This window comes from Pseudomonas sp. B424 (assembly GCF_055408345.1).
This window is the reverse complement of sequence record NZ_JBUZTL010000022.1, coordinates 81,015-94,245: the sequence shown is the minus strand read 5'-3', so window position 1 is coordinate 94,245 and position 13,231 is coordinate 81,015. Positions and strand designations below refer to the sequence as shown.

Sequence of the window (13,231 nt, the reverse complement as noted above, 5' to 3'; positions counted from 1 at the left end):
AATTCAGGGGAAAAGGTACGGCGTTGTTTGGTCATCTGACACCTCGTTCTGGCGAGCATTCTCGCCTAAATGGGTGTCCGGTTTCATTAGACCACTACACAACTCCCTTTGCTAAAGCAGGGCAGTTTACTCCAGTAAAAGCAGTAACTCCCCCAATTCAAAGTCAGCCGCTATAGCGGCAAGGACGAAGTCATGCCTGAAGAAACTGTTTTGATCCAGCCTGTTGCTGTCGTGCGGGATGAAGACGGCTGGTGGGATCATCCCGATCTGCCCGACTTCGATGAGGACTACGCGGCCTTCAAAGCCTGGATCGCTGAGCAGTGCCTGGTGCTGCAGCAGTGGCACATGAAGGCTGATATCGACGGTCATCACCCCTATGACGACGGTGAGTTTCACTGCCTCGGCTGGGACCCTGTCGCACCTGCCCCGGAGTGGTTCCTGATCGGGATCGTCGATACCGAAGACGGACCTTGCGTGAGCTGGGCACGTCGACTAGTTACGCCATGACCCACCAACCCAAAGCATGTGCTGCACTTGCCAGCACGCCCGCCACGACTGCAGCGCCCTTCCCTTTAAAGCCATGCCGCCGATTCAGCGCGACATCAGCACAGTCATCGTGAGGTGCACTGACTTCAAGCGCCAAACCTGAAAAAACTCAACAACCCACTACCGACAATCGAAGCGGCATGGAGATATAACCATGAACACACAATTCCTGCTTTTGGCACAGTACGGTGGCCAAGCGATCATCCCACTCGAACGGGTATGCGCTGATTACTTCAGCCACCTGACGCCCGAGAAGATGAAAATGAAAGTGACGTCTGGCCAAATCGACCTTCCCCTGGTACCGATGGAGCGCAGCCAGAAGTCCGCGCGAGGGGTTCACCTTAATGACTTGGCGGCGTATCTCGATGCTCAGCACAATCGCGCGCGCACCGAGCATGACAAGCTGATGCGCAACTCTAGTCTTCGTCGCGTTTTTTGATTCGCTTCCGGGCCTCAATAATGGGGCCCGCTATTATCCGTTCCAGCCAAGGCCAGTCTTTATAGTGGTCTCCCTCCCCCTTCAAATGCGTATATCTGCGCATCGAGTTCCAATCCCGGTGGCCGGAAACAGAGGCAACTTTCGGGATATCCCAACCCATCTCAAATAGACGGCTCACACCATCATGACGAAGGTCATGAAAGTGCAAATCTTCGATTCCAAGAAAGTGGCAAGCACGCGTAAATGACGCAGAGATCGAGCGGGAGTTGTAGGGGAAGATATCTTCCGCAACCTTCGGCATGGACTGCATGATTCGCCACGCTTCATCAGGCACGTGACACCAAACGTCATTGCCATACTTCTGGCCCGGGTTTTTCATATCGGTGACCAGAACCATTTGACGGGCCTCGTCCAGGGCATTCCATTTGATGCGAGTGATCTCTTCCTGCCGGCGGGTAGAGAACAAAGCAAACGCGGTGACGCGCACCATGTCGATTTCTTGCTTGCGCCTATCCCGCATTTCGCTGAAATACTCAAACAGCTTATCCAGCTCTTCCAGTGTTGGGCGACGGTTCCTCTCCTTGCTGCGAGTCACCGCACCCATCTTGCGCAGAACCTTACGCGCATCCGGCATAGCCATCGGGTCGATGTCATACCCCCAGGCTGGCCGCGCCACTGAAAGCACCGCTCCTAAGTGGGCAAGGTCATTACCCACAGTCTGAGCCTGAATCCCGTCATTCATCATTCGTCCATCAGCGTACTCAACCAGTTTCTGGCTGGTGATCTCCCTATCCTCGAGCTTACCCAGCCAAGTCTCACTGATAGCTCTGAGCGTGGCGCGCTTTGTCTTGCCCAACGGCCTGAGCTTTTCGTACTCCAAAAGGTAGCGTTCGATCATTTCCTTGACCGTAACACCTGATCGGTTGGCCTTCTCGATTGCACCAGGAGCTGACATTTCGGTTTCGACACGTTTGATCCAGGCCTGAGCGGTCGCCTTGCGGTCGAACGTCTGGCTTTCCTGATAAACTGTCACACCCTTTTGCATGATGCGGATCTGCGCGGTGTAACCCGTCGATCCATCCTTGCGCTTGCGAACGGTGATAGTGCCCATGATTTTGCTACACGAATATTCGGATTTGCTACATTGTAGCAACGAGCATTCAAAAACAAGCAAAAACAACGGTAAACAGAAGTAAACGAGAGTTACCAGAATGCCCACCAAACCCGCAGAAAACCTAGGCTCAGCAGCAAATCTGGTATCTAGGAGGTTTTCTGTTGCCCCCATGATGGATGATACGGACTGAGCCACCAGCCCCTTTAAAACAAGGGTTTACGCCCTACTTAATTTTTCTCTGTACCATTTTCGTACCAGCCAACTTTTACCTCTCTCCCCTTAAAGTCCCAGTCTTGAGCCTTCTCGTCGCTCACAGCACATCCAGTGCAGCAAACAATATCGACCCAATACATCTACCCAATGCATCTATCTCATCCCATGCACCCTCAAGCGGTATGGTCGGGACTGTAGAGTCGAGCACGTCAGACAGAGCTTTCCCACCGGCCTGAATGAATTCTCCGGTTGAGATTTAAAGTGACTATTAAAGATATTTTATTTTCTTACCTACTCTCTAACCCACAGAGACAAAGGCTTTCAGAGCTTTCATCAACCCTATTTTCCAGACCACCCCAGCTATTTATGGGGCTATCAGGACTGGTATTTTGCTAACCACGTCAACCACCTGATTTATATAGGTTTCATACTTAAATACCTTTCTAAATAGTCCTCCTGACCATTTTGTCGCCATGTATCAAAGCCACGTTCTGCAAGGGCTGTAGAGCATTAATCATCCCGTTCTGCTGGGGGTGGCTAAAAATAGCTACTTTTGACGGCTACCCGGGATTTCCCTTCTTCAAGGGGTGTTTCCAACCATTGATGAGTTGGAACCACGAAAGCTGCCTCCTGAAATCAAAGGTAATCAGGCATGCACCCTTGATTCTGCTCCTCTTTCGTACCACCCTCAGCAACCATCCACCTTCAACTGATGCGTTTGTCCGAATGTCGCCTGATGAAAAATTGCGTTTTAGGAGTTTAAATGAATTTTGATACTGAAGGCTTCACGGGAGAAAGCGGAGCTGCCATAAGAAAACAGCAACACGAAAAACACATGAAACTGTTCGCCTTTGCGAGTGCTTGCTCCAAATACGCATTACAAATATCTCAGCTCTTACCTGATTCCGAGTCAAAAACTGGGCTGGCCTCGCGGCTTTTCTTTGCGCGCAGCATCTCTCACTTCCAGGCTGCAATATGTTTGGCAGAGGGGGGAATGACGATCGAGTCGATGGTAATTTGTAGAAGTCTGATTGAGACTTTTTTTGTTCTCAATGCACTTGCGGAAGGTGTTGTCACGCCAGCGGAACTAGCAAGCCAAGATGGGGCATCGAGGAGATCTCATGCCAACGCTCTTTTAAACAGAAAAAGTACGTATCCTGGGATCGCCCCCTATGAAGACACATTAAGGAAATTCATTGAGGAAAATGCCGGGGCAATTGACATTAAAATTTTTGCGTTAGCGCAAAAAGGCAACACGTTAGCTGCATACGATGGCTTATATAGACACCTATCCCATCATGCAGCACATCCATCATTATCAGCCGTTGACCCCTACCTCATTGAGTCAAGCGAAAAACAAGTGCACGCCCAGTTCCGCCCGGTCTTGGAATACACGCCTAAAGCCGTACTTAGCGCCTGTATCGGAATTCTGATGTCTTGCTTTGCATGTGAAAAATTGGGCGTTATAAATTCAAAAACAAGTGAAGTTGGCTCAAAGCTATGGGAGGAGTATCTAACGATAGATGAAGCCCATAATTTATGGGGCTGATGTTCACTTCAACAATTACGATGTTTCTATTGTAACTTCTGATGGATCCTCATGCCTTGTTAAGAATAGATCTCAACAAAACGATAATTTTCGGCGGACCTGAACTGACCTCATGAGGACGAATCTGATCTTCGACAGTGTGCAGTCCCGTGAAATCCACCAAATACGCTACAAATCCCGTCAGTCGTGGTACACAGGGAATTCAGCCTCTCCCCGCATACCATCAATACCCGCCCGAAAAAGATCGTGTGCGCTTTTGAAAATACACCGAAACCCACATTTTAATATTTTCACCCAATGAATCCGGGCACTTGACCGTGTCCCGCTCCGTGACCGCCTCGCACACCAATGTGTAAGCGTGCTTCATTTCCCTGCAAAACTTTGCATTCTGTGCAATTGCCGATCCTCTGCAGAGGCCCACAGCCAGCCTGGGCTGCAGGTTCGTTTACACTACATCCGGATTTGCACAAAAAAAGGACACAAGGCCCGTCGGCGGGAGGGGGATAAGTGCTTTTCTAGCAAATTATTCTTCTCCGCCTCAAATTTCAATGAAGCGTAAAGTGCAGATGAGAAAACCACACCACTACATTATTATTTACTTGCTCAAGATTTAAATAGAAGGAGTCATACACTCCCTTGCGACAAACTTGTTAACAGGTGGCCTGAGCTTTTCTAGCGTAGAAATGCATAGCCATATGCCACTACCCGGGTTAGAATTGTAATCCTTGAACAGCTAGAAATTAATCTCAGATAAGCAGGAAGTTGCATATGAGCACACCTATAAAATACCACCTAAAACTTGTCGATTTTGACAACAATCCGAAGCTCGAAATTAGCGAAGCTGAGTATTTTGAGCTTATCGAAGCTAAAGGTTTTCTTTCTGCCGCCCTTAGCATTGAAGAAAAATACGAACTAGTACTAGGGAACTTCATGGATCTAGAAAAGGAACTACTATCCATCACTATGGAAAGAGTGATAGATAATAGTTTCGATTACAATCGGGCCTACACCCTTAACAGCACTGTAAATCGTAGACTGGTCAACTTTATATTAGCTGGAAAGATGTACACCGAACTAATTCACAGCATGGCTTCAAAGTGCGTAAAAAACACAGCAGAAGTCAAAGAAACGATCAGCACACTAAAAAGCAAACACTATGATGAATCTTTAGATTATCATTTAATGGAGAAGCTAAGGAATCATGTTTCGCATAGCGGACTTGCAGTACATGGCGTAACCGGCCCTGACACTTGGATTAGAAATGAAGAAGGAAAAGCCGTAAGCCGTGTCTACAACACAGACTTCTATGCCTTGAGAGCACGATTTGCTGAGAATGATCGTTTCGAAAAAAAACTTCTAGAAAAGCTGCCTGAGAAAATTGATTTAAAAAAAGCAGCTAGATCTTATATGGGGGCGATCAGCAACATACAAGATTCAGCTAGAAAACTTATAGCTGAATCAATTACAAGCGCACGCTCAACCACTATAGAAACTTTAGATAAATACGCTGCCATCAACAATGGCAATTCTTTCCCGCTTGGCGTATTTTCCTCAGAAAACAATGGGCATGAAAGTGAACCAATTATTATTTTCCTAGATTGGGATGATGTGAGAGTCACATTAACTAAAAAAAATGAACCCATTTCCAACATAGAAAAAAGACACATAAGCAATGCAATAACCTCAAAGTAGCGCTATCACCAAAAAAATCGCAAATACACTTATTGCAACATTTACAGGCAGGCCACACATGGATATCGAGAACTTCAACCAGTGCCTTCAATACTTGCAGATAGCACAAGCATCGCAACTAGCAGAGTTAGCGAAGGAGAAAGGCCCGATAGAGAAATTCATACCACTCATCGGAACCTTATCAGGCGCGGTCGTAGGTTTCTTTCTAACTCAACTTGTTTCAAGATCAAAGGAAAACAAAACAGAATCCAATAAAACCATGTGTTGCAAAGAGGATATAGGCCGACTACAAGAATCCGTTCAACTCCTAATCAAAGAAGCCTATCGAGCTTCCGAAAACATAGCATTACAGGAGACTTCTGTCAGTCATCAATTTCCAGCCAGCATTAGCTCCTTATTTCTGGCTGAATACTTTACTGACGTCGCACATAAATTCAACAAAGAACAACGCCACTGGATTCAACTGGCACTGCAGAACATAGAAGAAATAAACAAGTTACTTATCATCATGAGAACATCAAAAACCCCAACAAATGGTTACCCGTACTCATTACATCTCTTAAACCTGACAAATATCGGAACAAGAACATGGCTAGCGTGCCAAAGCACCTTAAAGAACGAAACTGAAAAGTTATCCTCTGACGAGCTAGCTAGGGCTGCAGGATGCACTGAGGACGATATAAATTACAAAAACATGCTAGAAAAAAACGCCAAAGCTCGTAATAATTTTTTGGACTTGTAAAGTCAGGGGGATTTTTTATCAATGGGAATGCCCAGAGCGTCAAAGGGTTAGTACTGTTTAACTTGACTAAAGCTTTACGGCTTCGAGTTTAACATTCAAATTATTAGCTATATTCGCTGCAGAAGAAAAAGCCGTAGCATTTGCTGGTACAGGCGTAGCCCCATGCGTATGCCCCGCCAGTTGCACGTTCATCTCCTGCACCAGGTCGAGCAAATCACACACCACCTGAAACAGGTTCACGCTCTCAGAGCCGATCCAGTTTTTAGGCGCGATCAACCGCTGGCCCTCCCCCGCCACGCTCTTGCGCAGGCCTTCGATCCGCTCCTGCATATCGCCACCCACGGTGGCGTTGTACTTATCCCCAACCACCAGATTAAGGTCGCGGCCCGTTGCCTGGTGCAAGTCATCTACAGCCGCCACGCTCATTGACCCGCCTGAAAGCAGTTTCATTGCACCCATCGCTTCGAGTGTTTTTATACCGCCGACCGTCTCTTTTGAATGGTCATCCACTTCTTGGGTGTGGCTTTGATAGTGCTCCTGGTTGTCCAGAGCCTGAATTTCGCGATCAGCTGAAAAGTCCTGTATGCGGCCATCGGTCTGCCGCGACCAGTTGCCGTCGGCGTCCACGCGCTGTTGGGCGGTTTCGCTGTGCTGCCATACCTGATCCCCTTTGGGCACCTTGGGCAGGCTCAGGCCGTGGGGCAAGATGGTCTGGATAAAGGGCTTGCTGGGCATGCCGTAGGCGAAGTTGACCACCACCATGGTGCCTTGCCCATCTCATCACCGCCCACGGGCACTGGCAGCGGTACACCGGCCAGGATCGGCAGGTTGGGGTCGGGTTCGCCGTCTTCGGCCAGTACCTGCAGGTCTACCGCGTACCGGGGCCGGAAGTTGTCGCAGATGCCGGACTGGGCCGGGGCATCGGCCACGCCTTGCACCAGGGCGAATCTGGGCAGGTGGTAGCCGCCGCTCAGCTCGGGGAATTGACGTTCTACGGCACGTTTTATTGCTTCTTCCACTTCAAACCCATTTGATTCGCGGCCAGCGACACCGAAACGATGCGTTGTGCCTGGTTAAAGGTTGCACCAGGGCGAATGCCTGGCATGGCGGCGACCATGGCGCTTTCATTGCCCTGGTAGCCGTCAAACAATTCGATTGGCAACTGCAGCGGGTCCCGGGCACCAAAAAAGCTGTCGGCCCAACTGCCCACAAAGACTTCGCCGTCACCCTGCTGCTGCCAGATCGGGTCGGGGCGGAAATGCTAAACCCCGGGCCAGGCTGATAACTGCTGCAGTTGCACCACCAGCACCGCGCGTGCGGCCTAAAAGCGGATTGTGCGTCAATCTGCGAATCTACTGCCTGACAGGGCATGTGTGTTTTTTAGGGGAAGCCATCGGAAAAAGGTAAGAACGGTAAGAGTTTTTGGAAAACCTCTGAAACGCACGGATTCAATGGGTGACAGCCGATAGCTACAGGTAATATCCGAGTAACTTAGAAGTAATCAAATTACTCTCTTATTAAGTAATTACCTATAAGGCTCAGCCCCTTACAAATCAATCATTTACGATTAAATTACCTTGCACATCACTCAAAATAACTTCTCTGTGTAATACACCAAAGCCAACAAACACGGGGCTTCCAATACCGTATCGAGGCCCTTGCCGGACGAATTACCTGTTTCCGTCGACGTCCCTGAGAATTCCTGCCATAGGTCCTGGGTACCCCCTCACCGCCGCTGCAAAAGACCTTTGCCATAAAAGCACTAACCATGCAGGGATTCGCAGGCTTATCCCCCCCCAAAAATCCTCAAGCCAGCCAACAGCCCAGCCCGCTGAGAGCCTGGTGCGGAAGTGCAGAAAAAAACACCTATATAGCCCGCAGGCGAGGTGGGGGGACGACGGCGCGCGATAAGGCGTACGCTGACGGGGGACAGGTCCGCCTCCTGAGTCTCTAATAGCCCGCACAAGAGGCACCAAACCATAGCTGCCACCAATCAAGTAACACACCGAACGGGTCGCGTGTACGCTCTCAACGCTTTGTGGGGTGCGTTTCGATTGAGTGTTTTACAGTGAGAAAAAACCGCCTGACGGCGATCCGCAGCGACTCCGGCGTCCAATGCATAGGGCTCCTTGGTTTTATTTGTCAACACAACACCGCAGATAAGAAATGATCGAAAAATGAAAGCTTGCTATCAGAAGTCATCTGTATAAAGGCACTGCTTCTCGCCAATAGCGCTTTGAAGCCAGTGTTCAACACCGAAGCCTGTACGTCATGTCTACATTTGACGCAGCAGAAATAACTCAAATCAAGGCCCCAATTGTGATTATTCAAAACAACCATTCTCTAATAGATGCCATTCGCTGCAAGACCGACAACAATGATGTCTCTAATAAAACAATCAAAAAAATAACGTCAAAATTAGAATCTGCAAAAAACACTTCAGATATAATGAACTCAGGTGCTCTAAAAGAATTGAGAATGGAAATAGACAATATTAAAGGTGAAAAGGCACGATCAAAGCTAGACAAAGCTCTTGACAAATTCGAAATGAAAAATGTGCATCTGCGCTTTGAAAGCCAGATAGCGCTACTCAATATGAGTCTTAAGATATCTATTAAGGATCAAGTTAAGGAAAGCAATACATGCAGAGATCTAACCTCCCAAATTGGAGAGATCGCTACACATGGACAAAACAATATTGAAGCGCGAGAAAGCTGCTACCAAACTTTAAGCAAAGCCAACATGCTTATTAATAAAGGCGACATAGATAACCTCAAACTAGTTTTAAAAGAAGCAGCTTCAAATATTTATAACTAGTCGAAAGGCAAAAAAAACAGCAACTAAATTTTCTCATTTTAATTTATCACCATACAAGCTGCCGAAGCAAACTCAGAGACAAAATTGAGAGTTGAAAAACCCGAATCCGGACTTAGTAAATGAACAATAAAAACAATTAGACCTTACTAGCTCTGACTGATTATCGAATACAAATATAATACAGCTCGCTTAGGCTTTTATTGTGCTGGCGATGCTATTTTGAGCACTTGGCCAGACCGATATTTCCCGCTCAGAATCCAATCTTTGCTCACCGGATTATTGCTTTTTTAACCGCCTGGGGCTTTATGAGGCCCCGGCGATTTCATACGGCTTAAACCTCACCACCTCCTCCCCCAGCCAGTCATTCAACTGCGTCATCCGCGCTTGAACCGGCTCCAACTCATTCGCTACATAAATCTCGGCAGCCTCCCGAATCGAGCCAAACCCACCCGCGTTCTGCGGCACGATGCCCATCAACTGCGGCGGTATGCGCAGGCTGGCCAGCACGTCGTCGCGGGTCTGATTTTTAATCGAGCTAAATTCGTCTTTGGCCGCGACCTCACTAACCGGGATCAGCTGAATCCCGTCCTTTTTGCCGTTAGGCGAGTAGACAAACAGGTTGCGGAAGTTGCCCGGCCCCTTGGAGTCCTTCAGCGCTTTACGCAGGGCATCGACATCGGATTCGTTCTGCGCGGGGTCAGTCATGTAGAGGATGAAGCCCGCGTGGCTGCCGTTTTCGTAGTACTTGCGGCGAAACAACGTCGCCGACTCGTTGAGCAACGCCGACTGCAGGGCGCTAATCCATTCCGGTAATCCGTACACCTCCTGGTGCAGATCAGCCTCGCGCAGGTGGAAGATGCTGCCCCCGTCGAATTCGTGCTCTTCCTTCCACCCCTGAACCAGAAAATAGCGACCGTCCCGCCCTGCCCTCATGTACTTGGCCAGCGCCGGTTTCAGTTGAAAGGTCGACCCCAGCATTGAACGTCGCGCCTCGATATACCCATTGCCCAGACTCAAAAAATCCAGCGCAAACTGCTCAAACGCAGCCCGTGACAACAGCCGGTGCGGGATAAAGGTCTTACTCAGCAAGTTGCGTTTGAAGGTCAGGCCCGAGTGCAAATGCACACTGGAACCCACCGAGCGCGACAGCCCGTCCAGCGACAACGGCGGCTCATACCAACGCCCGTTAAACCAGCACTCCAGATAATCAAACACCGCCCGACCACCCAGCACCGGGGTTGGTTCACCAAAGCTGAATGCCTGAATAGCCTGATTAACTCTGCCGCCTGCAACTTGAGGCGCAATATCAGCCGGTTTATCGTTCATCAAAATATCTCCATCCGCCCGGTATTGGCAGTGGTCTGCCCCTCCAGCGGTTCGTTGTGCAATGCGTGAAAGAGCGCCCAGGCCAGATCGGCGTGGCCGGTGGTGTCGTTGCGCCCTGCGGTGTAGGTGTATTGGCGACCGCCTGCGGTGACGGTTTTGCGGATGGCCATCAGCGACTGCGCCATATCGGTCCACCCTGCGTCGAACTCCAGCCGACCGTTGTGGATCACGTCATAGGCTTTGAGCACCAGGCGGGTTTTGACTTCCGGCGAATAGCTGAAGGTGGTGACGTTGGGGAAGAACTGGCGCACCAGCTGCGCGACGCCACTGCCCAAGCCGGTGACATCGATGCCGATGTAGGTCACCCAGTAGCGGTCGCAGACGCTTTTGATAAAGGCCGCCTGCGCCGCGAAATCCATGCCTCGGAACTGATGCCGCTCCAGCACGCGGAATTTACCGCCTGGTACCAGGGGCGGCGCGCACACCACCAGCCCCGAGCAGTCCCCCGTCTCGGCAGGGTCGTAACCGATCCAGACCTGTCTGTCGCCAAACGGCCGTGAGGCAAAGGGCTTGTAGTCTTCGGCCCATTCGACCCAGCTATCGACCATGCACGTCTGCAGCAGGGCCAGTGGAAAGATGCTCGCGCCGTCGTCGATAAACTCGCACATCAACAGGTTGGTGTACGCCTCCGGGCTGTACTCGTGGCGTATTTCCTCAATATCGAACAGGTCGCAACCACCCCGCTCCGCGTCAAGGATGGTCACGATCTGCCGCCACAATCGATCCTCACAGAACCTCCCTTGCTGCAGGCTGCCGTGTGACACATCAACTTTGGTGTGTTGCGCAGCGGGTAAGCCCTTGTTGAAACGCTCCCCCGTCCAGAAGGTATACGCCTCATGGGCCATGCTGGAAGGCGTCGAGAAATAGGTTTTGCGCCACTTCTTGTGCAGCGCCATGCCCGAAGCGACCTTGTTCAGCTCCTCAAACTTGAACGTCCAGAAGAACTCATCAAAGTAGAAGTTGCCGTGGTAGCCCTGGGCCGTCCGGGCGTTGGTACCCAAAAAATGCAGCTCGGCGCCGTTGGGCAACACAATCGGGTCACCGGTTAGCTCGATCCCACAGACCTCACGCACAAACGCCAGAATGTAGCCCCTGAACAAGTAGGCCTGGTTCTTCGAAGCCGAAAGAAAAATCTGATTACGCCCGGTTTCCAGCGCATCGAGAAACGCCTCACGGGCAAAGTAGTAAGTGGCGCCGATCTGCCGGCTTTTGAGAATAACCCTGGTGCGTTGATTCCCTGCCCGGTACCAGTCTTTCTGATAGTCGAAGCAGCCATCGATAAACGCTTCACGCAGCAGCTCGATGTGGTCTTCGCTGATCTCGTTCTTGACCGCTTTTCTCTTCGGCTCGCTGTTGCGCTTGGCCAGGTTCGGGTTGAGGTCGGTTTCGGTACCGCCGCCCTGGTACCGCACAATGCGCGCCTGCCGCTCCAGCTGGCGGTGCAGCAGATCGATCTCCTTAAAATCCCCGCCGGTCTTGCCCTCTTTGAGGATCAACTGCACCAGCCGTGCCTCCAGCGCACCACCGATTCGCTCGACGTTATCCGCCCGATCCCACTCGTCGCGGGTCTTCCAGCTGTGTAGCGTTTTCTCTTTTTCGCCCGTAGCCTCGGCGATCTCACAGATGCGCCAACCCATCCAGTACAGAAACTTGGATTGGCGGCGGGCGTCCATGGGTAACAAAGCGGTCGTAGTCATGGCCGCGATGCTGCCGCCCGCGCCCTCTACTCAGTAGCAGCCCCGCTTGTAATCCCCAGCCCTACAAGGGCGCCTCGTTGCCGCAACACGCGCGCGTCCCGACCATGCCCCTCATTGCAGCGCATTTTTTCCGACAGGAACGCGCCCCACGCACTGAGGATTCTCGGCATGAAAAAGTTTCGCAGTAATTGGTTCTGTGTCGCCGTAGAGGGCGCGACCTCTGACAAACGCACCATCAAGCGCGCCTGGCTGGAACAGGCCGCGAAAAACTTCAACCCGGCCACCTACGGCGCTCGCATCTGGCTGGAACACTTTCGCAGCCTGCTGCCCGACAGCCCGTTCAAAGCCTACGGCGATGTACTCGCTGTGAAGACCGACGAAATCGATATCAACGGCCAGAAAAAACTGGCCCTGTTCGCTCAGGTCGAACCCACCCCCGAGCTGATCGCCCTGAACAAGGCCAAGCAAAAAATCTACAGCTCCATCGAGATTGACGACAGCTTTGCCGACACCGGCGAGGCCTACATCGTCGGTTTGGCCGTGACCGATTCGCCGGCCAGCCTGGGCACTGACGTGCTGGCCTTCTCGGCGCAAAAGCCCGAATCCAGCCCCTTCAAAAACCGCCACTACTCCGCGACCTCAATGTTTACCGAGGCACTGGAAACCACCCTCACGTTTGAAGAAGTCGAGGTAAAACCCAGCATCGGTGCCCAGCTTTTCAGCAAGGTTCAAGACCTGCTCAAGCGTAAAGAAGCCAAGGACGACAGCGAATTCGGCGCCATTGGCCAAGCCGTCGAAGCCATTGCCGAACATGGCAAAAGCCTCGGAGAGCAATTCACTGCCGAGCAAACCCGCAACACCGAGCTGCGCGCCCAAGTGCAGCAGCTCAGCACGGACTTGAGCACGCTCAAAACCACCCTCGGCAACACTCAGGATCACTCCCAACTCGCACGCCCCCCGGTAACCGGCGGCGGCAGCCAGGCACTGGCTGAATTCTGAGCTGACGGCCCATATACGCCTGTCCACGACCGGAGAC

The 13,231-nt window shown here is 51.0% G+C and carries 10 protein-coding genes and 2 pseudogenes; 7 read left to right on the top strand and 5 right to left on the bottom strand.

The genetic code is table 11. The features are described 5' to 3' along the window. Nucleotides 1-192: 192 nt before the first annotated feature. Both ACZRMS_RS21130 and ACZRMS_RS21125 read left to right on the top strand, forming a co-directional pair. Complete coding sequence (locus tag ACZRMS_RS21130; RefSeq protein WP_463996928.1) at nt 193-507, top strand: hypothetical protein; 315 nt, start codon at nt 193-195, stop codon at nt 505-507. Nucleotides 508-700: 193 nt separating this feature from the next. Next, nucleotides 701-985, top strand: a complete 285-nt coding sequence (locus tag ACZRMS_RS21125; protein ID WP_463996927.1) for a pyocin activator PrtN family protein — start codon at nt 701-703, stop codon at nt 983-985. On the opposite strand, the gene ACZRMS_RS21120 is transcribed toward ACZRMS_RS21125, so the two are convergent. Continuing rightward, nucleotides 963-2,096: a tyrosine-type recombinase/integrase gene (locus tag ACZRMS_RS21120; protein ID WP_463996926.1), complete on the bottom strand. Its 1,134-nt coding sequence runs from the start codon at nt 2,094-2,096 to the stop codon at nt 963-965. The genes ACZRMS_RS21125 and ACZRMS_RS21120 overlap by 23 nt on opposite strands. Nucleotides 2,097-3,075: 979 nt before the next feature. On the opposite strand from ACZRMS_RS21120, the gene ACZRMS_RS21115 reads away from it, so the two are divergent. The 3 genes from ACZRMS_RS21115 (at nt 3,076) to ACZRMS_RS21105 (ending at nt 6,295) form a co-directional block, all read left to right on the top strand. Further along, nucleotides 3,076-3,861: a DUF5677 domain-containing protein gene (locus tag ACZRMS_RS21115; RefSeq protein ID WP_463996925.1), complete on the top strand. Its 786-nt coding sequence runs from the start codon at nt 3,076-3,078 to the stop codon at nt 3,859-3,861. Between the two features lie 768 nt (nt 3,862-4,629). Further along, a complete protein-coding gene (locus tag ACZRMS_RS21110) occupies nt 4,630-5,553 on the top strand; it encodes a hypothetical protein (RefSeq protein ID WP_463996924.1) in 924 nt (307 codons plus the stop codon). 58 nt (nt 5,554-5,611) lie between these two features. Next, nucleotides 5,612-6,295, top strand: a complete 684-nt coding sequence (locus tag ACZRMS_RS21105) for a hypothetical protein (protein WP_463996923.1) — start codon at nt 5,612-5,614, stop codon at nt 6,293-6,295. Nucleotides 6,296-6,361: 66 nt separating this feature from the next. Here the strand turns inward: ACZRMS_RS21105 and ACZRMS_RS21100 are convergent. Together ACZRMS_RS21100 and ACZRMS_RS21095 are read right to left on the bottom strand one after the other, a co-directional pair. Then, nucleotides 6,362-7,314 (bottom strand): annotated as a pseudogene (locus ACZRMS_RS21100) (hypothetical protein). Further along, a pseudogene (locus ACZRMS_RS21095) lies at nt 7,299-7,544 on the bottom strand (hypothetical protein); the annotation flags it as partial. The pseudogenes ACZRMS_RS21095 and ACZRMS_RS21100, both read right to left, overlap by 16 nt. Before the next feature lie 1,022 nt (nt 7,545-8,566). Between ACZRMS_RS21095 and ACZRMS_RS21090 the strand changes: the two are divergent. Continuing rightward, on the top strand, nt 8,567-9,112 hold the full coding sequence (locus tag ACZRMS_RS21090; RefSeq protein ID WP_463996922.1) for a hypothetical protein: 546 nt from the start codon (nt 8,567-8,569) through the stop codon (nt 9,110-9,112). Between the two features lie 303 nt (nt 9,113-9,415). Here the strand turns inward: ACZRMS_RS21090 and ACZRMS_RS21085 are convergent, their stop codons facing one another. Both ACZRMS_RS21085 and ACZRMS_RS21080 read right to left on the bottom strand, forming a co-directional pair. Further along, complete coding sequence (locus ACZRMS_RS21085; protein WP_463996921.1) at nt 9,416-10,438, bottom strand: phage portal protein; 1,023 nt, start codon at nt 10,436-10,438, stop codon at nt 9,416-9,418. After that, nucleotides 10,438-12,195: a terminase ATPase subunit family protein gene (locus ACZRMS_RS21080; RefSeq protein WP_463996920.1), complete on the bottom strand. Its 1,758-nt coding sequence runs from the start codon at nt 12,193-12,195 to the stop codon at nt 10,438-10,440. The genes ACZRMS_RS21085 and ACZRMS_RS21080 overlap by 1 nt, the downstream gene beginning before the upstream one ends. A 168-nt stretch (nt 12,196-12,363) precedes the next feature. On the opposite strand from ACZRMS_RS21080, the gene ACZRMS_RS21075 reads away from it, so the two are divergent. After that, the gene (locus ACZRMS_RS21075) at nt 12,364-13,194 is read left to right on the top strand and encodes a GPO family capsid scaffolding protein (protein WP_463996919.1); all 831 of its coding nucleotides are present in this window, start codon (nt 12,364-12,366) and stop codon (nt 13,192-13,194) included. The last annotated feature ends 37 nt before the right edge of the window (nt 13,195-13,231 follow it).